A 26,050-nucleotide genomic window follows, 5' to 3' on the forward strand; every position below is an offset into this window, starting at 1 on the left:
TGTGTATCATTACTCGCTCTTGCTTCCTTCTTAGACATCTCATTCCAATCGATGCCTGAAGCCAGACCTATTATAGAATAATATCGTTTGTATGCATATAGTATTGTGTTCTTTGAAACAGGATAATTAGATACCTATTTTAATATCAGCACTTCATCAATACAGCTATTATTTATCGTATTAATTTTTGTTCTAGTTGGTATTATATCGTATGTTCAGTTACATATGCTGTTCTATATGAAATAGTTTCAATCGGAATCACTATTTATTAACGGCTCAACATATTCAGTTGGGTCTTATGAAAATGATTTATGTCCTGCTATGTTCATTAAATGGGAGATACGATGTTTTTCAATTGAGAAGTAATTTGCAAGTTTTAAAGCATTGGTATCAAATCAATCATAAAAATTTTATGGATTTATTCGGAGAAATGACATTATTAGCATGCTGCTACTCTCAACCTAACTGACCTAGATCATAATATCTATTTTAACTATGATAGACATAGAATGTTGATGATTGGAAAGTGTGAAGATTGTGGCTTGGATAATGTTGAAATAATGGTCGTTACCAGGAAGGATACAAATGAGAAAGTTAAGTTATGCAACCAATGTAGACCTGCTGACGGTGCTTACGCATATTAGGGACAAAACTACATCTGTAGTAATATTACTTGTAGATAAAGAGGAATTTAGCTAAGGTGAAGTTGATCATATATTTTGATAAATAATATTTTATTATGAGATCTCTGCATAATACTCGCTCTCCCAATAACGATTCTGATTTCAACCTTACTACTATAATAATCGTACTTCTCTCATTGCAGATATTACGAATTAGGTTTCTTTCAACTATTGCTGGTCAAACACCCAATCGAAAATGTACATCTGATAGTGGCATTATTATCTCAAAACAAAATTGCTTCTCTACTAGTCCAATCCCTCCGACTTACGACGCTTCTAATGCCCACACATTCACACTATCTAGGAAATAGCTTATACCATATATTTTACCTGAAATAAAATTATTTTTAATTTATACTTGAATCCTGGTTAGGAAAATTCTTTCATTCAAGGTTCTATATGATCAAGGACCCTTGTCAAATAAGGTACATAAGTTAAATCCAACGGATCATATTATGATACATTCTGCAATAAATCTGCAGAAATAAAATTTAATTTTTTAGTCTTTTCATTGCATTACTCTACAGTCCAAATTGATTTAGCAAGAATCCAATCAATCTATCTATGATTGATCCTGGTTTGTTGGCGTCCTGGTTATCATTGCTGTTAGCTAAAGTATTCCGAATGCCATTTTCGACTTGAACTTGACTTTTCTGATCTGCTTGCTGTGTTTGTGTGTTGCAATAAGAATCACCATTTATGATCTTTAAACCGGAAACAACATTGCAAAGTTCAGAAAGTGCCTGATTTGAGCCAATTGATTGTACATTGTTACATATGTTTACAGCTTGATCTATTCCAACAAGACCTGCGATTAGACTATTATCTTGAACGGTTTTACCAATGGAATTTAAGGCTGATTGAGGGTTTATCTGCGATTGACTGAAAGGCGTTTTGTTATTTTCAATCACAACTAAAATTATCAAAAGTATGCAAATAATTCCTATATGCTATTTGCTTCTAGAAAATGAAAATAATTTTTCTCCCGTTAGGCTCATTACGTTTTTATCAATACTTAAAATGAAATTTATACGATTTCCTTGAAAAATATATCATAAACTAGTGGCGTTTTATTGTAATACTGAATTTATTATGTAGGATAGTGGCGTTGGACAATGACTGTAATAAATCTAGATTTCTAGTTTGGAGATACTAATTCAACAAGTTTAATATTGTGGAAAAAATTATAATATCATTTAATGGTAAAGACAAGTCCAATAGAGACCCTGTCAAAGAACGACGTTTGAATGGCTCAAATTGTATGTTTAGTTGGTAACTATTCAATCGAATAGCATAAAGATTTCGAGTCTTTGATTAGATCTATATTTTTCAGCAATTGGCCAGAAAAGCTGACAATGTAATTATCGAGAGATTCGTTATGTATTACAATCCATCTTTTCCATCTCCTCGATAGATTCTGGAAACCCCACAACAAATTCTACACTCCAATTTTGACTGTTGTTCAAAAAATTGAATATATAATAGATCAATCATCAATATCCCTCAAATGAATTAAACTCAAAATATTTGCCGTCTTAAAAACGAGGAAGTAATAAGCGAATTAATTAAAATTAAGGGTCTTGGAAGGTGGACTGCAGAAATGCTTTTGAAGATTCACTTAAATTGTGAAGATACATTTCATGAAAGTGATCTGGGTATAAAAAGGGCAATTCATTTTATATTATCTACCAAATCTTCCAACCGATAAATTTATTGCAGAGGCATCATCAAAATGAAACCGTATTGAAGCATTGCCGCATGTTACTTGTGAAAATCATTACATAGGTTTACATCAATTTGATTATTTGAAAATATTTTACTATTTCTTTCCCAAATCTAACTTGATTGTTGAACGAAAACTTGTTTAAAAAATATCATTTTAAGTATTGAATTCAATTCTATTTTTTGTTTAATAGTTTGATATACCTATACTTGGTGTTGTACATGAACTCAATGATATTAATTGTAGTTATATTAACTTTCTAGTGTTTTCAATGTCTAATCGTCTTTTCATACATTCAGACAGAATTTCCCATACTAGATTTACCAGTAACCGTAACAAAGGAAGCCCGACCTAAAGTTAGAATCTCGATCTAAATCACATGATATAATGCAAGTACCTTGACCACTATATAGCATAAGGACTAGTTTGAAGGAAAACCTATAAAAAAACCATCATGTTTGAGATCAATAAATTACCAACATGCGACTTGCAATTTATCGCAAGGGGATTAATTATCTAACCGAAACTCAGAGAATTTCAAAAATTTTATGATTAATGTATATAAATTCAAAATCCAGATCTTTTTTCTCTTGGTAGTCGCGAAATCATCAGATTATATTCCGATATCCTAGACTGAATCAATTATTAAATATGTGGAATGGCTAATTATTTTTGTGAATGATCATTTGTCGAATTCTCATAAATCTCTGATTTTACTGATAAATTCTGTCACCAATTATACGAGTATTTTGCTATGTGGCTATAATCACAAAGGAATGAGATTGATGTTAGGAAAACATTTTGGTTAAAGATTATTCAAATGGACACTCAAGAAAATAATTCTATTAAATGCTCTTTTTGTGATAAAGTGGAGAATCTCCCATTCAGATGTACCTATTGCAAAGAATATTTTTGTAGCGATCATCGAAACCCCTTAATACACTCATGTCCCTTTCTTTCAACTTACATCAAAAAAAACCAGGACACGAAATTTTCTCAACTTAGATCTTCTGGCAACAATGATCCTTCTTGGAATAACGCCATGCGGAGGATGTTTAGACTAAAAAGTTCACGAACCGAACTACTTCATTTAACTATTGCAACTATATTGGTTACATGCGTAGGTCTGTCTTTGAATCAATATAGGTCATTTTCGTGGCAGTTTTTAACAATTTTTATCAGTGCTTTTTTAGTACATGAGTTAGCTCACAAGTTTCTTGCTCAATACTACGGTAGTTGGGCCGAGTTTCGAGCAGAAATGTATGGATTAATAATAACTGCCATTTCTGCTCTTCCCATAATGCCCTTCAAATTTATTGCTCCCGGAGCAGTTATGGTTCACTTAGCAGATAGGCAGAAATTCGGTAGAGTCGCCCTAATTGGTCCTGTAACTAATTTGATAATGGGGTTTTCGTTCCTATTGTTATCAAATTTATCTAATGACTCAAATAGCCATTATTTTGCGATCGGGGCGTCATTTAATGGTTGGATCGCCATGTTCAATTTAATTCCAATGGGAGTATTAGATGGTCAAAAAATCTTCGATTGGAACAAAGTTGTCTGGGGCATTTCGATGACTGCTGCAATGGTGCTATTTGTTATTGGATATCTGTAGGCATAATTAGAGGATGGGCATGCTTCTTGTAAATTGTTGTAGTTAGGCGATCACTCTTCAAGATGATTAGTGATTTTGTTCAGATCGCAACTCTGCTCAGTCTGTTTGATTTGGCAGTCAACTTGTACTGTTCTGGTTACCAAAACGAGATCAGCATAGCTTGATTGGCTTTATCTTTTTATCCGATAATAATTGATTGCCGATTGGCATTTTATACTATCTTCTTCGTCAATTTAAAGCTAGTAATTTCACTTATTGTCCATGTCTTTTTCATAAACCAAAATGTTTTAATTCTATTTCACATGATTACTCATAATGAATTTAGTAAAAAGTTCAGTAATGCTTGGAATGGCACCTGCTTTTCTCGTTTTAGTTGCATCGGTAGTTTCGGGACTTGTCCCAGCAAATGTACTCGCAACGTCAGAGATAGACCCGGGAACACCTGGGGAAGTTGGTACTGTAAATAACTCAGAACCCTACTATCCTCCACTCAATGAAACAGGTCCCGAAACGATCCAGTCTTTTGAAAGCATAGAAGGTAGCAATGCTGATATCTTAGGAAATGATACCAACATAAGCGATACTAACAACACATTAACGGATAGTATAACCGTAAATGAACAAGAGGACTGTATGCAGTTACCCAATCAATCCGCAGTGGATTGCCCATAAATTTTTTATTTCTCTTTAGATCTTAGAATAAAATTAGATCATTTCGTTGATGTTTACTATGATCGAATGAATTATTCAATTCTGATATGATTTTTTAAATAGGGCGAAAATAACCTATTCTCAAACAAAAATTATTCTAAGCAAATTTAAAATCGATTATGGTGATTATCAACTGTAAATTGGTTTAAAACCAATTTGATCTCAAATAACCCATAGACAATAGTCACTAAAACCCACAAAATCTTAATAATAAGAATGATGAACCTTCTGCATGAATAGAATCTTTCTTGTGTTTTTTCCTTTTGCATTAGTAATAACTGGCCCTATCATTAGCATGGTTTTGTTTGGCAGCATATCAATTTATGTATTTGCGACTAACTCATTCGACCAATCCCTTCAAGATACTCAACAAGCCCTACAAGACTCTATAAATAGAGAGGTGCAACAATCTATTACTGATACTATTAGTAGTATTGATAATAGCACAAACTCGTCATCCTCAGGTCCCGAGCAAATGCAACGTCAAGATATACCTGTCAATAGTTCAGCAAATGATATAGTAAGAGGGGGGATCACCAGTTTGCAAAATGATCCTATGAATAACGGAACTATATGGATATTAGGGGGAGTTTATGAAATAGAAAACCTTACATCTAAATCCCCAACTTTCAATGCATCCTTTTATATGGTAAAAACTAATGGAAGTTCCTCTCATTCACACGATATCTACGATTCCAAATTGAGAGCAATAACAGATAATCTAATGGGAAATAATTCTACTTTCCTTAATGGTACCTCTACGGTAACCATGAGAGAGGGTCCTGTTGCGAATGTACCAATTAACATTACTTTATTGGGAGACAGTGCCGTTAGTATTTGGTTGGACGCCGGCAAGCTTAACAAACACTTTGGAACTTCCCCTATTTTTGGAACTCAGGAGCTAAAATGTGATGAAGTAATAGACCTATGTAGATAACTCAGAAAAGTCGGATCCTGTCTGACTTATGACGTTAGCCAGTTTGATCTCATCTGTAAGAATTCCATTATGATGGAATTGAGTCATAATTGATTTTATTGTAACAAATTTTGAAATTAAGTTCAAGATTTTGAATATCGCTCACCAAAACTCAGGCAAAGATATTATATTGAAACTAAAATAGATTAACTTCAAACTTTCCATTAAACGATTGCACCATGCTGTCAAGTTTTTATCTAGTTTGTTATTTTTTGTGTGAGAAATTGAAAGATTAGGAGGTAATATTTTCTCATTATAATCGTGAAATAGATATTTTTTGACTATGAGATGAATGTTTTTGATTATTTAAAATTAGTTATATACTAAATAAGCTGTTTATATCAGAATTGTAGTGGACTTTCCTAGACAAATTAGTGGTTTGGAAACAATACGTAATCGAAATTTATTGTGGGTTTATTTAGAAAAACCCACTCGTGATAAGTTGGAAATGATCTCTAAGAAATTTCCAATTCATGAACTAAATATGGAGGATTGTTTATCAAAAAATCAACTACCTAAGATTGATCGATATGATGATCATGTATTTGTCATACTTCAATTTCCTACAACTTCTAAGGAACAAGCATCTCCCAGTTTTTCCCAGTTGTCCTTCTTCATCGGAAAAGATTATCTAATATCCATTACTCAAGGCGATCTTCTTCCCTTATCATCTTTATTTAGGAAATGTAAGGAAGGAAATTACCACGTACGAAATAATTTGATGGGCGGATCACCCGGATATCTGCTTCATAGCATCCTCGATACATTAGTGGACAACTTGTTACACATGTTGGTCCGGATAATTGGAAAACTTGATGATATAGAGGATGAAGTGTTTGACGATAAGGTTGCAAATGCTAGAGATCTATCTATCCTAAGAAGAGAAATTACTACTTTGAGAAGAATCGTTTTACCATTAAAAAGAATTATGATAGAAATTACATCTAGAGATGTGAAGAGATTTTCTGAGGGGGTAGAGGAAGAGGATTTAATTGACTACTTTGATGATATCAACGACCACATTTCAAAAGTACTAGAAGCGCTTGATGAGTCAAAAGAGACTATCGAAATTTATAAAGATACTGATAACATGTTAAATTCCGAAAAAACAAATAAGATCTTGAGCTTTCTCACAATTCTATTCACGTTGTCTATACCTATTACTGTAGCTGGTACATTTTATGGAATGAATATTGTAATTCCGGGAAGCGTGAACCCTGGTGAGAAAATTGCAGATTATATTCCGCTTACAATCATAAGCTTGATATCTGCTGTGGCAGCAGGTATTATGATATACTATTTTAGAAAGTTGGGATGGATCAATTCTTAATTTGTGCAAGGCAATCCATCTTTGATACTACAATTAGGTCTGGATATTGTCTCTACTTCAGAGTTATTTACTTAAAAGTCTGTGTTTTGGGTAAATAACTCGTGTTTCATAAACATTTGCTGCAAATAATAGTTGATAAGTCACTACGGAAATCAGTAAATCAATCACACCTTTTTCTATTATAAAATGAATTATTGATTATTTGTATTTAATTTACAGTCGCATTAAAGATGTGATTAGTAGGCTGATTATTTAGTAATGTCCTTTCTTCAGTATAACGGGAAAAATTTTGTATAATCTTGATTTTGGAATCCTTCTAAGGTGGGTAGACCTTGTTTATATGTTATGGTAACACTATCACCCTCGCTGAAGGGGCAATTTTCTATCGTCCTGGGAATTCCGTCAGATGCTACTACAATGTATGTATATTTCTGTTTTGTTTTATATATGGGGTCTCCTTAATACTGGAACTAAGAAGCGGCTGTAGAGACCCGGCCCATCAATAAACAAATTAGTACAGTACCTAATGCTATGAATAATACTGCCCTAATTTCAGGAGAAAGGTCTAAATCTCTACTATAATATTTTATACGACTTGTACCATTAAATAACATTACATTTCTTTTAGTAAAATAACTACCAGATCATAAGAACCATACGTATATGACACGGTTGCATTCATATACCTTGAAATTGATTAATGTGCAATAATACCTATCATAAAGATTCTACCTACCTCTTGAAGCAAGTTATCTATTCAATGTGTATTATTAATGCAGAGTAGATTTTTTTTTACATTATGGATTGAAATTGCCAATTATACACTCTAGTTATTCATAATATTAATGAATTGAAAAACAAGATCATATGATAATTATCATCTCGTGGTCAACCACTTCTATGATTTACATGATAACCTCTATAATCTAATCAAGTTATTTACTAGACATTGATTGGGGTTGTTGCGGGTACATTAATACTTGTGAATAGGAACTATTGACATGCCACAAAATAATTCTTATCAAGATGCATGGATCGCTTTGACAATTCTTAGTTCCCTTGCATTAATAACTATGTATGGAGAAACTATGCTGATACCTGCACTCCCATACCTGATAGATGATTTTGATATTTCCTATAATACATCCTCATGGATCCTAACTTCCTATCTAATTGCAGGTGCAGTAATGACTCCTATAATTGGTAAACTTTCAGACAATTATGGTAAGAAAAAGATATTGTTGGCCGTGATAATTATTTACGTTCTTGGTACCTTACTGGGCGGCCTGTCAAATAATATTTTTATGCTGATTATGTCGAGAATAGTGCAAGGGATTGGACTTGCGATGTTTCCGGTGGCCTTTGCCATTATTAGAGACAAATTCCCACAAGAAAAACTATCTATAGGTCAGGGAATATTTACAGCCGTTTTTTCAGCTGGCGCAGTTATAGGACTCGGACTAGGTGCAACTATAGTTGAATATTTTAGCTGGCATATGACGTTTTTGTCAATTGTTCCATTAATGATAACGTTATTGATAGTTGTTTATAAAAGAATTCATGTTACAGACGAAAAATTAGTTAGTAAATACCAAGCTAGAATAGACATAAAAGGTACATTGATTCTAGTAATTGTAGTTTCTACCTTTTTAATTGGTTTAACATATTTGCCATACACTATTTCTGATATTACCTATTCAAACCTCATGCCAACTATAATCTTGTTTGTAACATCTGCTGTGTTTTTACCAATCTTTTTGACTACACAACAAAGTGCTCATTTACCCATCGTTGATCTCAATTTATTGAAGGACCGTATTTTGTTACCTACAAACATTCTCATAATGACCATCGGTATTTCGTTTTTCTTAATTTTTCAAACTTTACCTATCATGGTTCAGAGCCCGGTACCTCTCGGCTTTGGTGGCGGGCCGGTTGATACTGCTGCTGTGCAATTACCTTTTATGATAATATCTTTTATTATTTCAGTTCTTTCCGGATTTTTGGTAAGTAAAATTGGTAACTTAAAGCCAACTTTAATTGGATGTATCATTTCAACTTTAGGATTTATTGCGCTTTTTATTTACCATCCTACCCTTTTAATAATTTCATCAGAACTTGCCATTATTGCTTTTGGACTTGCATTAGCTGAAATAGGGGCATTTAACATATCATTAGTTTCAGCACCCATACATTTGAGCGGTACTTCTCTAGGAATCACAATGCTGCTTTTTCTTATTGGTATGTCCATAGGACCTTCTGTATCTGGCATTTTTATGGAAAGTTTCAAGTCTGGTGAAAATACCTCTCAAGAATCATATCCAAAACCGCTAGCATACGATCTAATATTTTTGACTGCAGTTGCTATATCTATAATTAGTGTTATTTTGACCATGCTAATTGCGAAGAGGCGGTTACAAGAGTTGGCCTAATAGTTCATTGTGGATCAAATAATTTTGTTTTGTAACGAAGTCCATCAGGACAGAATCCTCTATATTGTTTTACGATTATTAGAAGTGACACGAATTCATCTAAAAGAGTCTTTACGATTTGATTAATTTTCAATTTTTTACAAATTTGAATCAATCTTGGCCCCAAAAGATTCGATCACGTACCCAACTGTATTTCAACTGACACACAATTTAATAATTTTCGTCTCATTTATATTATTTTAAAGCCAAAAATATCTACTACAGATGAAGGCTTTAGATGAATCCTTTATGGCTAGGATTGTTCAAATGGTACTAAGTAAAAGAACAGAGGATGCGTTATTATTGTTGAGTAGACATTATGAAATTAAAGCACCAGAAATAGTTGTTGGAACTATAAAAGGGAAAAGAAGAACAGTTTATGCAGTGTATGTTCACATGGAGAATCGAATTTATTGTCTCAATTCTGATGTGTTTTTCAATCCATTTATCATTATACATGAGTTTTATCATCACTTAAGAATGGTAGCTGGAATTCATAGAGGATCAGAAAGGCACGCCAATCAGTATGCCAGGGATTTTATTCTATCTTACAATAAATATATTGATAAAATTACACACTCAAATCTTCAGAAACAATAGTACCATTAAACCTTTAGAAAATTCTTGTTTCAAAATTAGGAATGTATAATAGCGCATAATTTTTATTCGAATGAAATGAATCTGCGGTAATTGATTATTCCAACTTAAATCCTCATAGATTTTATCTAATATCGACTCAAATTTCCTTACGGTTGGTTTAAGCTTTCAAATTCCCTCTAGGTTCTCCACAACTCAAGGGACAAGAACAATACACAATCAATTACCTACCATCGATTGTCATGGATTAAAATGTTTTACATAACTTTTGGCGTTGAAATTTATTCCTAATTTGCCTTTTGTCCCGAATGAATTTTATTGTATTATTCTCTCTGATGTAATTTTCTTATGTTGAGCACTTAAGCCACTATATCTTAGATTTTAGATTTTAAATTTTTACTATAGAAAATATTGTACATTTTTTTAAGTAATGAGTTATCAAACTCCTTTATTATATAAAGCTATTATTTCATGAATGGTAAGGATTTTAACATTAAATGTAATACTAGTATTATTAGTACTCGTTATTACTGGTCCCACTTTTCAGGGCGTGATCTATCAACCTGTGTCCGCTCAGTTAGATAATGATAGAGATTTAGATATGAATGGTCTTTTTGGAAGCATTCAAAACATTTTATCAAACCCATTCGATAGCTTAAATTCTAAAGATGTAGCGTCGGGTCAATCAAGTAGTTATTCAACCCAACCAAATAGTTACCAAAGTAATGATATGGATATAGATAAGAATGGTATCTATAGTCAGATTCAAAGTACTTTGACTGATCCTCTTGGACAGGTAGACGTAATATTTCCCCCTGGGGAAACTGATACTATGGTACCAGTAAACCAACCTCAACCAAGTTCCACTGATACTATGGTACCAGTAAACCAACCTCAACCAAGTTCCACTGATACTATGGTACCAGTAAACCAACCTCAACCAAGTTCCACTGATACTATGGTACCAGTAAACCAACCTCAACCAAGTTCCACTGATACTATGGTACCAGTAAACCAACCTCAACCAAGTTCCACTGATACTATGGTACCAGTAAACCAACCTCAACCAAGTTCCACTGATACTATGGTACCAGTAAACCAACCTCAACCAAGTTCCACTGATACTATGGTACCAGTAAACCAACCTCAACCAAGTTCCACTGACGACTCCAGCTCCACTGACAAGCCTTCAACCACCGACACTACCAGTACAGACTCGATAGCTCCACAAAGCGGCAAGGCCTCCTCTGCTGACGACTCCAGCTCCACTGACAAGCCTTCAACCACCGACACTACCAGTACAGACTCGATAGCTCCACAAAGCGGCAAGGCCTCCTCTGCTGACGACTCCAGCTCCACTGACGACTCCAGCTCCACTGACGACTCCAGCTCCACTGACGACTCCAGCTCCACTGACGACTCCAGCTCCACTGACGACTCCAGCTCCACTGACGACTCCAGCTCCACTGACGACTCCAGCTCCACTGACGACTCCAGCTCCACTGACGACTCCAGCTCCACTGACGACTCCAGCTCCACTGACGACTCCAGCTCCACTGACGACTCCAGCTCCACTGACGACTCCAGCTCCACTGACGACTCCAGCTCCACTGACGACTCCAGCTCCACTGACGACTCCAGCTCCACTGACGACTCCAGCTCCACTGACGACTCCAGCTCCACTGACGACTCCAGCTCCACTGACGACTCCAGCTCCACTGACGACTCCAGCTCCACTGACGACTCCAGCTCCACTGACGACTCCAGCTCCACTGACGACTCCAGCTCCACTGACGACTCCAGCTCCACTGACGACTCCAGCTCCACTGACGACTCCAGCTCCACTGACGACTCCAGCTCCACTGACGACTCCAGCTCCACTGACGACTCCAGCTCCACTGACGACTCCAGCTCCACTGACGACTCCAGCTCCACTGACGACTCCAGCTCCACTGACAAGCCTTCAACCACCGATACTACCAGTACAGACTCGATAGCTCCACAAAGCGGCAAGGCCTCCTCTGCTGACGACTCCAGCTCCACTGACAAGCCTTCAACCGCAAGCAAGGGGGTTGGCCTAGGAAAAAGTCCTGGTTTAACAAAGATTATTTCCCCAAGTAACACAAATCCCGGCGCTAGCGGGTAAAGTTAGGTGGTAGCAAGTCTTAACTAATCCAGGCTACAAACAATTCGATCATTTTTTTAAATCTCAAGGTCGGTTTGGCCTGACCTACATGATAATACTATTAATTTTTCCAAATACTATAATTCAAATCATGAAAATCATATATGCTATCCAAGATCAAAGAACATCCTTAACTATGGATAAAATGAATCATTGTTTAAAGAAAAAGAATAGGATATGCGTTTAGGGAAAATTATGAGCGAGTGAGCCCAAACTCACATCGTCCATGGTTTGATCACGTAATCGGATATCCCTTTATGAAAAACTAATGGGACTTTATTTAGACACCACCGGAGGATTAGATGCAATTGTCGAATATCTACCATCTCCCCCTAATGTAAGAGATATCTCATTAAGTCAAAAATTTTAGAATGGTTTCATGAACCAGACTGAATGTTTCCGTAGATATGGGAACCCAAAACATACTCAAAAAGTTAGTGTTTTTGTTAAGACGGATATAAAGGTTAGAACTTTATCCGGACTTGAAAATATTTCCTTTCCTCGTTTATTTAAAATTCTTAAAGTAAATCTGTGCTTAAACTTTTTTTAGAAAAATTCTTTAGTATCAAGGGTTTCAAGGGTAATATATTGGATTTTTTGGTAATCGTAAGAATTTGTCTTTTATATATTTTCTTTTCATAGAATCATATGGTATTAACCAAAAAACAAAAAAAGGAATTAGTGATCAGGCTCTACGAAGAAGGTAAAACAACTCGAGAGATAGCAAAAATAGTTAGAATCTCTATCAGAGATATCGGTATCATTCTCCGTGAATACAACAAAGAACCGGAACCCAAACCACAAAAATCAGATCACGCTAAAGCTTTTCAGTTGTTTTTGGCAGGTAAGACTCCTACACAGGTATCCATTATTGTGGATTTATCATATGAGACGGTAAAGAGGTGGTATTTTGAATATGTATCTCTAAATTACAAGTTTGACTTTGTAAAAATACTTGGTAACTATTCAGGATTTTTACGATTCTTTATTGAAATTGCTGAAAAGATGAAAAGAGGGGAACTGTTCAAGGAGGATGTTGATCATATGCTTGCAAATCTGATTTCTTGCAGAGCCAGCCAACACAGAAAAGAATGGTTAGAGCATGAAAACAGATGTCTAGAAGCAAATAATAAGAGCTTGACGGAAGAAAATATACGATTAGAAGATAATATTAAGGCAAAACTTTCATACAGTCCAAGTAGATTTACACCCCTTTCAGATGATTTGTAAATACAATGTAACATTTTGGGTTTGTTATTCCTCTATAAATTTCCTGAAATTTATCCTACAGGATAATGATTCTACTGGTGTTCTGGCACTGTTTAGTGAAACGAAGTTAAAGCCGGCATATTTTGAACTCAATGCAATTTTTTTGCACTGATGTTTCTAGACAACTGTCATTATTTCTAAAAGGCCAGAAATTTTTGTTTAAAAAGGAACACAGTCAAAAAAAATAACTACTCCGCATTTCGCTAATCCCGTTCTCTGACTTAGTCATCTTGTGGACTTTTTTCCTCGTTTTTATCTGTCTCGGCATCGGTTTCGTATTTCACCGACTCGGGACCCTGATTTTCTGCCCGCTGCCCCAGTTTTAATCCCAGTCTTATCAAATAAGGCGCCAGAAATGTTGAAATTAGAGTAATGGTTCCTACGATTGGTAATATAAACCCACTAACAACCCCTATGTCAATACCTCCTTTTGCTACAATTAGTGACATTTCTCCTCCTCGAGAAGACGATAGACCAATTCCAGTTTGTAAGGCAGTTAATTTACTAAATCCCTCATATCTTGAGGTTAGATAAACAATTGCAAATTTAGCAATCGAAGTCACACCTACGAGTAAAAGAGCTGGAATAATAAAGACTGGAATAAGTTTGATATCCATCAAGGCACCCACCGAAACGAAAAATAGCGCAACGAACATATCTCTGATAGGTGTTGTCAAAATACTTGTAACTGCATGAGATTTTGATTCTGCTATTAATACACCTGCAAAGAATGCACCAACTGCGACAGAAATTCCAAGTATATTAGAAAGATATGCAAATCCAAAGGCCAAACCAAGTACTGCAACTACTAGAACATCACTTTGGTTTGTCCTGGCTACAAAGTCTACAAGTTTTGGAATCGTTCTGGATCCTATTATTAATACTCCTGCTATGAAAACAATGGAAATGCCGATTGGAATGACTATCTCCATTATTGATATATTTCCAGTAACACTAGTTGAATGCAGTAGTGCGAAGATAGATAGTATTATTATGTCCTCTATTATTAAAATTCCAAGAGTCAAGTTAGAAGCCTCTTCTCTCAGGATTTTTAATTCTTCCAACACCTTCAAAATAACGACAGTACTTGAAACAGAGAGGGCAACTGCTAGAAAGAGGCTATCCATAAATGAAAATCCCAACGCCTGACCTACAAAAAATCCTGCAATTAAAGTTCCAATTTGTTCTGCAACTGTAATTACTGTGGCTTTTTTACCGATTTTTCTTAGATTCCTAATGGGAAATTCCATTCCAACTGTAAACAAAAGTAAAATTATTCCCATTTCAGCGAACAAATTTAATACCTCTATGTTACTAATGAAACTAAATGGTGGAGTATGTGGCCCTATTATTATACCCGCCCCAATATATCCAAGAATAAGTGGCTGTTTTAACTTATATGAAATTATTGTCATAATTGCTGCGATTATCATAATAGTCGCAAAATCTTGCAAAATTTGGGTTATTTCTATTGCCACACCAAAAATAAATACATATATTATTTAAATAATTGTAATTGTTCTTGATGACTTCCACTCATATCATTAAATTGTATTTCGCCATATATTAAAAGCAAAATGAACGAAAAAATCCGACTACTCTAATTGTTACTTTTAAGCGATATATTAATTATTTGGGAAAAATACATAAAGTTAGAAAGATATTTATAATGTAATAAACCTTACATATTGTCGAATTAAGAACAATGAGTAATAGAGATATATTTCCATTTGATTGGTCACGAAACTTCTTTATGAGCTCGAGGGGTGACAGCAGAGGGAGATTATTTGACAGATTTTTTTGGATTCGAAGACATTGAAAATGAGATGAGTAGGATGCTAAATCTATATAATAGCATTAGGTCTAACATACCATAGGAACTAGTCAGGGAATACAAGACTGAAAATGGAGATATTGTTAGGGAAGTTGGTCCAATTGTTTATGGGTATTCAATGAAGTTAGGACCAGATGGTAAGCCCCGAGTTAGAGAATTTGGCAATCTAAAAACATTAACAGATAAGGACCAGGAAGGAGAAGAAAATTTCTATTTCGGTCCCAAAATAACAACCGAAAGAGAACCACTAACTGATGTAAATTCAACTGATTGAGAGGTAAAGGCTATACTTGAGATTCCTGGGGTCAAAAAGGAAGATATAAAGATACGTGCAAATGAGACATCCGTAGAAGTTCATGCCCATGATTCCCAAAGAAAATATCATAAAATAATAGATTTGCCTCATGATATTGACATCAATACCGGAAGATTCACTTACAACAATGGTATATTAGAAGTAACTTTTGCAAAGAGCATTGATAAGAGCGCAAAAGGCAAAGATATTAAGATAGACTGAACAATTAAAGATCTCTTCCTGTCTTGTTTTTTTGCGGTTTTTTTGTTCTTTCAAGAAATCAACTACATATTAAGGTAACGCTTTTGAAAACAAACAATTGATTTATTCCAATAAATAATATTGTCATTAACTGGAGGTCAAAGACCTAAGATCATTTACCTTTACTTGATGCAATTCATATCCATCTCACGATGTCTAAAATATAAAATTCTTTAAAAAAGTATAATGAATCGAGAAAGTCAAAAACGGATAGATTTTTCATATAGTTTGCTCAAACCAAGATTATATGGAAAGTGACGAAGATCTTGATGAAATAATTGAACAACATGAAGAAGAGGAAAGTCAACAGCGAGATAAATTAGAAGAGGAAGAGTAGCATCCAGAGCTGGATGGTTATCAGTCGTGGGCGTTTTTGAAGTAGGTGCTGCATTTTTTACTGGTTTTTGATTAGTATTTATGGTGAAAAGTCGACCTTGTTTATGAATTATTTAGTTTTTTAAAGTCCTCATTATTATAACAACCTCCATTATCATTGTCTTTTCGACGGACGACCTGTGATTAAATTCGTAACGGAGCAAAATAAGAAGATAAGAGTCCATAAAAAACGTGATTATGGAACCTTTTCCCCCTCTGCCGTTATAATGTAATGATCAACGTTGTTAGCACTAACAAAAAAATAGAAATCACGTTCATAACCGGGCTTAAAGGTCGAGGATGCAGGTGTTATAAATCTGCTAGTTTCAGACACCGTACTATTATTGGCATCAAATAATTTAACTAGTACTTTAACGTCCCTTGTATCTAAGGTTGAATTATTTATCGCTGTCCCTTTTACGTAGATGAGACCAGTAGGGCTTTCGCCGATCTCTATCTCTCTGAGTTCAAGATTCACAATATTGCTAGACAACGAGTTTATCGTTCCTTGTTCTTGTGCGTAAGTAGCAATAATCGATATATTTGTTCCGATTAGAATACCTGAAATCAAAAACGACATTATAAAGAAAAAATATTTATCGACATTCATAATCTATTCTATGATATTATCTCCATATTGCCCTAGATATGGATTATTGTATTAAATTAACTATATGAACAGAAATTTTGCATACAAGTATATGCCCAAAATGAAAGTATTTGAGATGTTGTTAGACTTTGGGTTCTTCTTCTACCTCAATAATTTGATCGTCAGGATATTTCACAACTTTGATGTTACAATGTTTGCATTCATAATAATTGATGTCATGCCTGTGACTAATAGAACCATTGATCCAAATCATCATGTTTCCGCATCTCAAACAAGACATTGTCATGTCTCTCTAGAGCACTTTGAGATATTAAATTCTTTTGTATATTGGCTAGCCAAATTGGCTAGAACATTCAGATTATTTACTTTCTGAGGTTCTCAAATATTTCTATCATCCCTGAGTATAGGCGATCGTTTATATAATAAATCTATATGGTAAAATCATGAGTCTTTATACAGAGCTTAAAGCAAGAAGTGATGAAGAAACGCCAAAATTGGCAATGGTGATTCTTGCAGCTCTAGCAATTATCAGTGTATATCTGGTAGGTTATGATCAAGGTGAGTTATTTAGCCTAGTACAGGGAAATGGAGCCTATGACAATATGTTTCTACATGAATTCACTCATGATATTAGACACGCCGCAGGCTTCCCTTGTCATTGATGCAAATATATTAATTAGACAAGCTAAACTTTGAACTTATTTATACAATTTTTTTTGTGTAATCAATCAGGCAATGATATTAAAATTCTAATGCTCGTAAGACAATAAGATCAAACAGACTACCATACTTTTCTAATTTTATCTATTTTACTTCCTTTATTGTGCTTGTCATATTATTCTCGATTAATTTGTCTTTGTAAAATTTATATTAAAATTGAATATGATAGAGATCGTAATCATGGGTAAAAAAATCAATGTCGCAATAGCTGGTGTAGGCAATTGTGCTTCTGCTCTTATTCAAGGAATACAATACTATAACTCCGATTCCTCTCAAAAGGATTCCGTTGGACTTACATCACTGAACCTCGGTGGATATGAACCAAGCGACATTAATTTTGTTGCAGCTTTCGATGTAGCTGAATCCAAGGTCGGAAAGGATTTGTCAGATGCAATGTTTTCCCACCCTAACAATGCTTTACAAATTGTTGATGTTCCTTCATTTGGGATAAAAGTTCAAAAAGGTGAAGTGCTTGATGGAGCTGGGTCTCACTTTTCGGAAGTAGTTAAACTGTCGGATAATCTAGGTGTGAACGTCAAAGAAGTCCTTAGGGATACAAAAACCGACATATTAATCAACTATTTACCCGTTGGCAGCAGAGAAGCTAGTCGGTATTACGCTGAAAATTGTTTAGAAGCAGGTGTTTGTTTCATAAATGCTATACCTGTTTTTATATCTTCCAATTCTGATTGGCATAGACGATTCATTGAGAAAAATATCCCATGTGCGGGTGACGATGTGATGAGCCAATTAGGGGCAACTGTTGTTCATAAAACTCTGGCAAAATTATGGGTTGATCGCGGAGTGGCAGTGGATGAAACATATCAATTGAACATAGGAGGTGACATGGACTTTTACAATATGCTAGACGAAGATCGATTGGAAGATAAACGTGTTAGTAAGACTTCTGCAGTCAAGGCAATGATCCCTTATGAAGTTCCTATGAGGATAGGCCCTTCTGACTATGTAAACTTCTTACAAAACGACAAAGTTTGTTATATCTACATGAAAGGAAGATTTTTTGGAAAGGTTCCATTAGAGATGGATTTAAAACTTCGTGTGCCGGATGCATACAATAGTGCAGGTGTGATGATAGATGCCATAAGGGGAGCTAAAATTGCTCTAGATAGAGGCATTTCTGGTCCTTTAGAAAGCATTTCTGCCTATTGTTTTAAACACCCTCCTGTTCAAATGTCGTATTCTGAAGCCAAGACCAACTTTATTGATTTTGTAGATGGGAAAAGGGATCGTTAAAGTTCTAGCCGATATTTGTATTTATTTTGATATTGTCAAAGACGTGTTTTTGGCCTACTTTAATGTGTAGGTTGGTTTCGCAAGATCTGTTATATCGATCCAGCACTTTGCAATATTATCGAAGCATGAAATACAATTTACCAATGTAATAGAATATGTTTCGTCAACGCTTTCATGCTGGTTAACCGCTATATTCTTCTTAAGCTCTGATATACTATGTCTAAATTCCTCGTAATTTTCTATGACTTTGAATGCCTTATCTCTGCTTGTGCTTATGAATGCCTCTATTGCATAATACTGCATCTCTTCTAAAGAATAACCTATTTTCTTAATTAGTACTGATATTTCATTGGCCACTCTGAAATTAGATAAATAGGTAACCAGTTCGGCTATCAAATCACCAGCAGTTTCTAAATAGTTAGCAGCTATTCTATAATCAAGCATGTCTATATTGGTCAGATTCAAATTACTAGCAAGTTTCTTATTCATAATTGCTGTTCGTATGATTCTAACGAGGAGAAAATACTGCCTATCAATCTCATCATCCCTACTAGCAATCTTGTTCTCTAAATCACGGTTGAAGTCCCCATTTAATGAATGAATAGTTTCTCTAAACATCCCTTGGATAATCGAATTCATCATGCCCAGAATCTTTTGTATATTTAGAGTCTTTGCATCAATCAGGAATTGAAAACTTATACTAAAACTATTTTCATCTACGATTTCTAATCCTATTAATTTTCTAGTTGCCTTTTTTATTGTCTCACTATTTTCGAAAGAAATTTGATTCTTTGAGTGAACATTTATGCTATTATATCCCAACAAGTAAGCTCCAAAAATCTTGTTCAAAATAATTTTTATGATTTTTTCATTCCAATCTGCACTATCATACGATCTCTCTGTGTGGTGTTGATTTTCTGATTCGTCTAATTCAAAGACAATCTTAATCTCCTCTTCTTGATAGTTATTGTAAATAGATACTGTATTGTCAATGTTAGTCTCAACTGTCACAGTGTTACCTTTGGAAAGTGCATTCTTCTTGACCCATTCGTTTGGCAGGGAAATCAGGACACTACTTCCTATCTGTTGCAGTATTCTAGTATAAATTGTCATTATTATTTTATATTAGTATAAATAAATTATACTATATTTTTATATTTGCTATTTCATTTTTAAATAGCATATTGGTTATAGTCTCGCAGGTCCCAATTTCAATTTCAAAGGCATATAGCCCAGGCCATATCACTGGATTTTTCTCTACTCATGACCAGAATAATGCTCAAACGAATTTCAATTGTAAAGGATCTTTGGGAGCAGGGTTTAGTATTGACCGAGGAATAACCTCTACCGTAAGAGTTTTTCAGTCCTCAGATAAGAATTATGAAATAAAATTAAATGGTTTATCAGATTGTGAATTAAAAGTTTCAAAGTATGTCACAGAATATTACTTGAGTCTCATCAAGAATCCTGTGTTAATATCTATCGATCATGAATCCACTTTGCCTATTGGATATGGTTTAGGATCGAGTGGGTCCGCAGCTCTCAGTCTTTCGTATGCGCTAAACGATGCTCTTGATACTAACCTTTCAAAACTTCAATCAGCTCAAATAGCTCATCAAGCTGATATAGTGTGCAATACAGGAAGAGGCACAGTAGTATCAGAATACGTTGGAGGGCTTGAATTAAGGCTAAGTATTGGCGGTCCTGGTATTTGTCAGATTGAAAAAACTGAATTGCCGTCTCAATGGTGTGCTGTGATACTTTGTTTAGCACCTATAAAAACTGAAGTGTTTCTTTCAGAGTATTTAAACGGAATGAAATATCAAATTCTAAACGAGATGGGAAGACAGATGCTGTTGCAATTACGTCAAGCAAAGAGTGTCGATAAATTTATGGATCTTTCCTACGAATTTGCAGCTCAATGCAAGTTAACTGAAGGAATATGCAAGGAACCTGTTAGACACCTTCGATCTGAGGGCTTTAAATCTAGTATAGCGTTATTTGGACATACCCTATTTACCTTGATACAAAAAAATAACTTGAACAAAATAATTGATATTTTACAACGATATGGCGGCAAGTTGATCGTCTGTGGGATTGATAATTTGGGTGCTAGATTGTTAAAGGATGTTGGATGAGTAAGTTTGAAAAGAGAGATAACCATTCCCACATCACATCCTAGGTTTGTTTCATTAATGAGCCGAGAAAAAATAGTAGAAGGATACAAGAATGGATTAGTGGCTTTGGAAGGTTTGATAGCCCATGGCCGAGGTGAATGCTTTGATTATTTAATTGGAGAGCACTCTATCGAATCAGCTGAGATCGGCTGCTGATGCTGCAGCCGCTCAGATGTTGATTTCGAGTTACCCTATAATATCTGTAAACGGAAACGTGGCTGCATTATGTTCGGATCTAATTTGTGCATTACATCGCTCAATCAAAAAGTCAATGTTGGAAATAAATTTATTTTATTATTCCAAAGATCGTGAATCCAAGATTTATAGCGAGCTAGCGAAATATGGCGTTTCCGAAGTTTTTGGTACTAATCCAGAGAACTTGGTGAAAATACCTGAATTGGAAAGCAACAGAAGGCTAGTTGATGGTGATGGAATATTCAGGGCTGACACAGTTTTTGTACCACTTGAGGACGGTGATAGAACTTTGGCCTTGAGAAAGATGAACAAAAAAATCATAACAGTTGATTTGAATCCTATTTCAAGGACATCTATGACAGCAGATATTACTATAGTTGACAACATAATTAGGGCTATTCCTTTACTCATCGACCGAATTCAATATCATCAGAAAAACTCTACGGAACGCGAACTTCAGAGAATTATAAAGAGTCATGATAATAAGAAAGGATTACAAGATGCTTTACTTACAATGAACAAGGTTAGGGAGAATATTATTCAATGATCTCTTTTTTTAGTCATCCTGCACTAGATCATTTAATGATCAAGTTAGAGTGAAGATATCACATGAGCCCAAGCATTCGGGATATTCAAGAGAAAAAAACTAGATCAGAGAAAATCGCTGTCCTTACCGCGTACGACCTGACTAGTGCAAAAATTTGTGACGAAGCAGGTATAGATATAGCTTTGGTGGGAGACAGTGCCGGTATGGTAGTAATGGGCTATCCTAATACTATATCGGTTACCATGGAGGAAATGTTAGTCTTTTGTCGTAGCGTAGTTAATGGATCCAAAAATTCACTAATTGTAGCAGACATGCCATTTGGTTCATATCAGTTTGATCCCAAATTGGCAGTTGCAAATGCAATCAAATTCATAAAGTTGGGCTGCCACGCAGTGAAAATTGAAGGAGGGTTGGAAGTGTTAAAGTTGATTCGTGAAATGACGAATTTTGGTATCCCGGTAATGGGACATATTGGACTAAAGCCACAGACAACCGTACTCTGGCAAGGTTATAAAGTACAGGGAAAAACTTTTGATTCAGCTAAAGCACTGTATAATCAAGCGATTGAAATAGAAAAGGCAGGAGCATTTAGTCTAGTTTTGGAACTAGTCACAAAAGAAGTATCAAGCGAGATATCAAGATCCCTGACGATTCCAACCATTGGTATTGGTTCTGGATCTGGATGTGATGGCCAGGTTTTAGTTTATCATGATCTTTTAGGATTATTTGATAACTTTAAACCAAAATTTGTAAAAAGATATTTAGAATCTTTTTCATTAAACTTAGAAGCAGTAAAAAAATATAAATCGGAGATAAACTCAGGCATTTTTCCTGGTGAGGAACATTCGTTTTCGATGTCTACAGAAGAATCAATAAAATTTACAAATTATATTTCCACTTTGAGGAATTATAATATTACTAATAGAAACGAAAAGCAAAAAGAGCAAATCCGTCATGCATAGTGAAAAATTAAACACAAAACACATCAATATAAATCCTCAGCCTAATAATTCTGATCACCATCCGTCGAAGGATATCAAAGGAACATTAGGATACGAGTTGAATGATAAAAAGGTAGTTGTTTGCGTAACAGCAAGTGTAGCATGCTATAAGGCCATCGATCTCATTCGCGCATTTGTAAGACACGGTGCCGATGTCTATGTCGTAATTTCAAAGACTGTTGAAAAATTTATGAGTAAGGACTATTTTCAATGGGCTAGTGGCAACGAGGTTATTTCCGAACTAACCGGTGAATTAGAGCATGTAAGAGTGGCAAATTACAATACCTCTGATTTGATTGTGGTCTATCCCTGTACTGCCAATACTATAGGTAAGTTTGCAAATGGAATTGATGATACTCCTGTAACCTCTGTATTATCCATAGCGTTAGGATCATCAATTCCAATAATCATAGCACCTGCAATGCATGAGGCAATGTATTATAATACAATAATAAAGTCAAATATTCAGAATCTACAGAGTCTAGGTGTAGGATTTTCTACACCAGTTTTAGAAGAAGACAAGGCCAAAGTAGCTCCAATAGAACTTGTGCTTTCACAAGGAATTTCTGCTATCATGTCTTCTGACCGAAATGTCACTGCAATTCATCCACAGAATGAGTCCATCTGGAATTTTTTTTGCAGGAATGACATTCCTGTGCTTTCTGATCTTGAGGAAAAAAAATTATTCTCCTTCTTTGCAAAAAGGAGAATCTTGATTTCCGTCGGCAGCACGATCGAATACATTGACCCTATTAGGATAATTTCTAATATTAGCTCTGGTAGAATGGGCTTTTCCTTAGTAAACCAAGCTCTAAAACATGACCTGGATGTTACGGTGATAAAAGGCGTGACTCAGATAGATGAAAACTTTAGAAAATTCATTGGACTACCCACAAATTGTCCGAAAATACTTGAAATCAAAACTACAGAGCAAATGTACCAAGCTATTACTAGCGAACTGAAAAACAAGCAATATGACTTTGTCATTCTAGCAGCCGCCGTTTCAGATTTTAGACCTGATTTGGCATCTGACAAAAAAATTCCAACTGATAGTGATTCAATTGACCTGAAGCTACTGCCGACCATAAAGATTGTGGACAAAGTAAAAGATATCCAAAAGGATACCTTTCTTGTTGCATTCAAGGCAGAACACAATGTTGATTATCACACTCTACTAACAAAATCATGGCAGAAATTGGTAAAGTCTAGAGCGGACATGATAATAGCCAACGATGTAGGATCAGTTGAACCTGTTCTTGGATCTGATTCAAACAAAATACTAGCCTTGGATAGGGAGCGTAACTACTGTGATTTTCCATATCAAGAAAAGAATAAAGTAGCAGAAAATATTTTCAAATTAATATTTCTGAAACTTTCTAGGAACAAACTTCAATAAACGACTTAAATTATACTAATGACAGTGGGATGATATACCTAATTCGTATCTTTTAAGGATGGGGTATAGCAAAATATCTTTTTGCAGTAAAATTATATAAAGAGCTCAAAACTAAAACAATTATTTGTCTTTAAATAAACTACTTAATCGTGAAAATGGTATTTTAGTAATGCCTGGTGTATATGATGCCTTAACAGCAAAGATTGCAGAACATGTAGGTTTCGAAGCTATTTTTCAAACAGGTTATGGTACTTCTGCCTCACTGCTAGCCTTACCTGATTTCGGATTTTTAAGCATAACAGAGACATTAGAGACGGCTCGTAGGATAACTAGGGCTGTCAATATCCCACTGATTGTAGACGTGGATACGGGCTATGGGAATCCATTGACTGTTGCAAAACTTGTAAACGATCTACAAAGTATTGGCGCTTCTGGGATGTTTCTTGAGGATCAGGTATGGCCTAAAAGATGCGGTCATATGAAGGGAAAGGAAGTCATCGATTCTAATGAGTATGTGCAAAAGCTCAAATCTGCTATCGAAGCAAAGAAGGATGATTCAGAATTTTTGATTGTGGCAAGGACAGATGCTGCCGCTCCTTTAGGTCTAGACGAAGCTATTAGACGAGGCAAATTATACAAGCAGATAGGTGCCGACATTGTATTTGTTGAAGCACCTCATTCCATTGAAGATCTGAAAAAAGTTTCTGAACAGATAGACGCTCCATTAGTCGCTAACATGATAGAAGAGGGAGTTACTCCTAACTTAACCTCTTCTGAATTGTTGGAACTTGGTTATAAAATCGCATTATTTCCACTTTCAGGATTATATTCCTCCACTTATGCGATTTACCATACTTTTGATACCCTAAAACGGACCGGTACTACGAAATCAATTAAAGAGAAAATGATGAAATTCAGGGAATTCAATGAGCTGGTAGAGCTCGATAAATACATGGAAATGGAAAATAAATATGCTTGAATATTTGATAAAGGGGTTTTCAAAGATGATTGAATTTTTCATTGAATAAATTTCTCTTTTCTACTTTAGTCGTTTTTTCTATCGGTTGCGTAATTCGTGCCGTTCCTACCTATATAAATTATCCTTATCCAATTGGGTATGACTCTATTAATTATTATTTACCGTTTTTATATAATTTTTCTAATAATGGGATTAATTGGACGACTTCCTATCCTGTCTATTTATTCATCGTTTCTTTCTTCTCTAAATTATTTTTGATAGATCCATATACCTTCTTCAATTTTATTAATATTATTCTATACGGATTATTCGGTGTTTCTATTCAGCTCGTATTTACCCGATTGATGAAAATATCCCTACTTCAAAGTATATTGTTTAGTATATTCGTTTTAGTACAGCTATGCGCTTTGCGCATGTCATGGGATCTATACAGAGATCTTCTTTCCATGATTTTTCTAAATTTATGCCTGTTACTGATCAATACCATCTCTAAAAATTTCAAAAGTAACTATCAATTAATACTATCGTACACTTCGATATTTTGTCTAATATTGATCACGGTGTTTTCTGATCGTATGATTTCAGTTCTCCTTCTTACTACAACATTCGTATACGCACTCTTAATTAGAAATAGATATTTGGTCTTGGTCACTTTATCATTTCTGGTTTTATTTATAGCATATTTGATTAATTTTGATGATGTCTCAGTCTTTTCCATGAAATCGGATCTTATACAAACCCTTATCAGCCCAACATATGATCTAAATTCATACTCTATTACCAACATCCTCACACTATTTGTCTCCTTGTATGGAATTCTTCTACCTTTTTTCATATGTGGTTATT

At 35.0% G+C, this 26,050-nt stretch carries 24 protein-coding genes and 1 pseudogene; 19 read left to right on the forward strand and 6 right to left on the reverse strand.

Translation table 11 applies throughout. The features are described 5' to 3' along the window. Positions 1-739 precede the first annotated feature (739 nt). Positions 740-994, forward strand: coding sequence for a hypothetical protein (locus ACMT7R_RS10395; RefSeq protein WP_415311763.1), 255 nt, complete (start codon positions 740-742; stop codon positions 992-994). Between the two features lie 210 nt (positions 995-1,204). Here ACMT7R_RS10395 and ACMT7R_RS10400 read toward each other — a convergent pair whose 3' ends face one another. Continuing rightward, positions 1,205-1,594, reverse strand: a complete 390-nt coding sequence (locus tag ACMT7R_RS10400; RefSeq protein WP_415311765.1) for a hypothetical protein — start codon at positions 1,592-1,594, stop codon at positions 1,205-1,207. Between the two features lie 1,632 nt (positions 1,595-3,226). On the opposite strand from ACMT7R_RS10400, the gene ACMT7R_RS10405 reads away from it, so the two are divergent. From ACMT7R_RS10405 to ACMT7R_RS10430, 6 genes are all read left to right on the forward strand, one after another. Beyond that, positions 3,227-4,021, forward strand: a complete 795-nt coding sequence (locus tag ACMT7R_RS10405) for an AN1-type zinc finger domain-containing protein (RefSeq protein ID WP_415311767.1) — start codon at positions 3,227-3,229, stop codon at positions 4,019-4,021. 315 nt (positions 4,022-4,336) lie between these two features. After that, positions 4,337-4,693, forward strand: coding sequence for a hypothetical protein (locus tag ACMT7R_RS10410; RefSeq protein ID WP_415311768.1), 357 nt, complete (start codon positions 4,337-4,339; stop codon positions 4,691-4,693). A 271-nt stretch (positions 4,694-4,964) separates the two neighbouring features. Then, a complete protein-coding gene (locus ACMT7R_RS10415) occupies positions 4,965-5,669 on the forward strand; it encodes a hypothetical protein (protein ID WP_415311770.1) in 705 nt (234 codons plus the stop codon). A 391-nt stretch (positions 5,670-6,060) separates the two neighbouring features. Continuing rightward, positions 6,061-7,038, forward strand: coding sequence for a magnesium transporter CorA family protein (locus ACMT7R_RS10420; protein WP_415311772.1), 978 nt, complete (start codon positions 6,061-6,063; stop codon positions 7,036-7,038). Positions 7,039-8,039: 1,001 nt separating this feature from the next. Further along, positions 8,040-9,470, forward strand: coding sequence for an MFS transporter (locus ACMT7R_RS10425; protein WP_415311774.1), 1,431 nt, complete (start codon positions 8,040-8,042; stop codon positions 9,468-9,470). A 264-nt stretch (positions 9,471-9,734) separates the two neighbouring features. Beyond that, complete coding sequence (locus tag ACMT7R_RS10430) at positions 9,735-10,109, forward strand: hypothetical protein (protein WP_415311775.1); 375 nt, start codon at positions 9,735-9,737, stop codon at positions 10,107-10,109. Between the two features lie 1,143 nt (positions 10,110-11,252). Here the strand turns inward: ACMT7R_RS10430 and ACMT7R_RS10435 are convergent. Next, entirely contained in the window at positions 11,253-12,230 is a 978-nt protein-coding gene (locus tag ACMT7R_RS10435) for a hypothetical protein (protein ID WP_415311776.1), read from the reverse strand. A gap of 709 nt (positions 12,231-12,939) precedes the next feature. Between ACMT7R_RS10435 and ACMT7R_RS10440 the strand changes: the two genes are divergently transcribed. Then, complete coding sequence (locus ACMT7R_RS10440; protein WP_415311778.1) at positions 12,940-13,521, forward strand: hypothetical protein; 582 nt, start codon at positions 12,940-12,942, stop codon at positions 13,519-13,521. Between the two features lie 260 nt (positions 13,522-13,781). Here ACMT7R_RS10440 and ACMT7R_RS10445 read toward each other — a convergent pair whose 3' ends face one another. Continuing rightward, a complete protein-coding gene (locus ACMT7R_RS10445; protein WP_415311780.1) occupies positions 13,782-15,038 on the reverse strand; it encodes a cation:proton antiporter in 1,257 nt (418 codons plus the stop codon). Positions 15,039-15,512: 474 nt separating this feature from the next. Between ACMT7R_RS10445 and ACMT7R_RS10450 the strand changes: the two genes are divergently transcribed. Next, a complete protein-coding gene (locus ACMT7R_RS10450; protein WP_415311782.1) occupies positions 15,513-15,668 on the forward strand; it encodes a hypothetical protein in 156 nt (51 codons plus the stop codon). 21 nt (positions 15,669-15,689) lie between these two features. Further along, complete coding sequence (locus ACMT7R_RS10455; protein ID WP_415312195.1) at positions 15,690-15,911, forward strand: Hsp20/alpha crystallin family protein; 222 nt, start codon at positions 15,690-15,692, stop codon at positions 15,909-15,911. A gap of 610 nt (positions 15,912-16,521) precedes the next feature. Here the strand turns inward: ACMT7R_RS10455 and ACMT7R_RS10460 are convergent. Further along, complete coding sequence (locus tag ACMT7R_RS10460) at positions 16,522-16,935, reverse strand: hypothetical protein (RefSeq protein ID WP_415311783.1); 414 nt, start codon at positions 16,933-16,935, stop codon at positions 16,522-16,524. A gap of 100 nt (positions 16,936-17,035) precedes the next feature. Here ACMT7R_RS10460 and ACMT7R_RS10465 point away from each other — a divergent pair, with 100 nt between their 5' ends. The 3 genes from ACMT7R_RS10465 (at position 17,036) to ACMT7R_RS10475 (ending at position 18,909) form a co-directional block, all read left to right on the forward strand. Then, on the forward strand, positions 17,036-17,308 hold the full coding sequence (locus ACMT7R_RS10465) for a hypothetical protein (RefSeq protein ID WP_415311784.1): 273 nt from the start codon (positions 17,036-17,038) through the stop codon (positions 17,306-17,308). 70 nt (positions 17,309-17,378) lie between these two features. Beyond that, positions 17,379-17,597: a CbtB domain-containing protein gene (locus ACMT7R_RS10470; protein ID WP_415311786.1), complete on the forward strand. Its 219-nt coding sequence runs from the start codon at positions 17,379-17,381 to the stop codon at positions 17,595-17,597. Between the two features lie 238 nt (positions 17,598-17,835). Then, a complete protein-coding gene (locus tag ACMT7R_RS10475; RefSeq protein WP_415311787.1) occupies positions 17,836-18,909 on the forward strand; it encodes an inositol-3-phosphate synthase in 1,074 nt (357 codons plus the stop codon). Positions 18,910-18,963: 54 nt separating this feature from the next. Here ACMT7R_RS10475 and ACMT7R_RS10480 read toward each other — a convergent pair whose 3' ends face one another. Then, the gene (locus ACMT7R_RS10480; protein WP_415311789.1) at positions 18,964-20,022 is read right to left on the reverse strand and encodes a PhoU domain-containing protein; all 1,059 of its coding nucleotides are present in this window, start codon (positions 20,020-20,022) and stop codon (positions 18,964-18,966) included. A gap of 71 nt (positions 20,023-20,093) precedes the next feature. Here ACMT7R_RS10480 and ACMT7R_RS10485 point away from each other — a divergent pair, with 71 nt between their 5' ends. The 6 genes and pseudogenes from ACMT7R_RS10485 to ACMT7R_RS10510 all read left to right on the forward strand — a co-directional run bounded on the left by ACMT7R_RS10485 (position 20,094) and on the right by ACMT7R_RS10510 (position 25,204). Further along, positions 20,094-21,047 (forward strand): pantoate kinase, encoded by a 954-nt coding sequence (locus ACMT7R_RS10485; protein WP_415311790.1) that lies wholly within the window; start codon positions 20,094-20,096, stop codon positions 21,045-21,047. A 57-nt stretch (positions 21,048-21,104) separates the two neighbouring features. Then, positions 21,105-21,242, forward strand: coding sequence for a hypothetical protein (locus ACMT7R_RS10490; protein WP_415311792.1), 138 nt, complete (start codon positions 21,105-21,107; stop codon positions 21,240-21,242). Continuing rightward, positions 21,202-21,828: a phosphopantothenate/pantothenate synthetase family protein gene (locus ACMT7R_RS10495; RefSeq protein WP_415311793.1), complete on the forward strand. Its 627-nt coding sequence runs from the start codon at positions 21,202-21,204 to the stop codon at positions 21,826-21,828. Before ACMT7R_RS10490 ends, ACMT7R_RS10495 begins: the two co-directional genes overlap by 41 nt. A 62-nt stretch (positions 21,829-21,890) precedes the next feature. Further along, a pseudogene (panB, locus tag ACMT7R_RS10500) lies at positions 21,891-22,682 on the forward strand (3-methyl-2-oxobutanoate hydroxymethyltransferase); the annotation flags it as partial. 100 nt (positions 22,683-22,782) lie between these two features. Then, complete coding sequence (locus tag ACMT7R_RS10505; RefSeq protein WP_415311794.1) at positions 22,783-24,225, forward strand: phosphopantothenoylcysteine decarboxylase; 1,443 nt, start codon at positions 22,783-22,785, stop codon at positions 24,223-24,225. A gap of 124 nt (positions 24,226-24,349) precedes the next feature. After that, on the forward strand, positions 24,350-25,204 hold the full coding sequence (locus ACMT7R_RS10510; protein ID WP_415311796.1) for an isocitrate lyase/PEP mutase family protein: 855 nt from the start codon (positions 24,350-24,352) through the stop codon (positions 25,202-25,204). 511 nt (positions 25,205-25,715) lie between these two features. Here the strand turns inward: ACMT7R_RS10510 and ACMT7R_RS10515 are convergent. Further along, positions 25,716-26,039 (reverse strand): hypothetical protein, encoded by a 324-nt coding sequence (locus tag ACMT7R_RS10515; protein WP_415311798.1) that lies wholly within the window; start codon positions 26,037-26,039, stop codon positions 25,716-25,718. Positions 26,040-26,050: the final 11 nt, after the last annotated feature.

The organism is Candidatus Nitrosocosmicus sp. FF01 (genome assembly GCF_047711275.1).
GTDB lineage: Archaea > Thermoproteota > Nitrososphaeria > Nitrososphaerales > Nitrososphaeraceae > Nitrosocosmicus.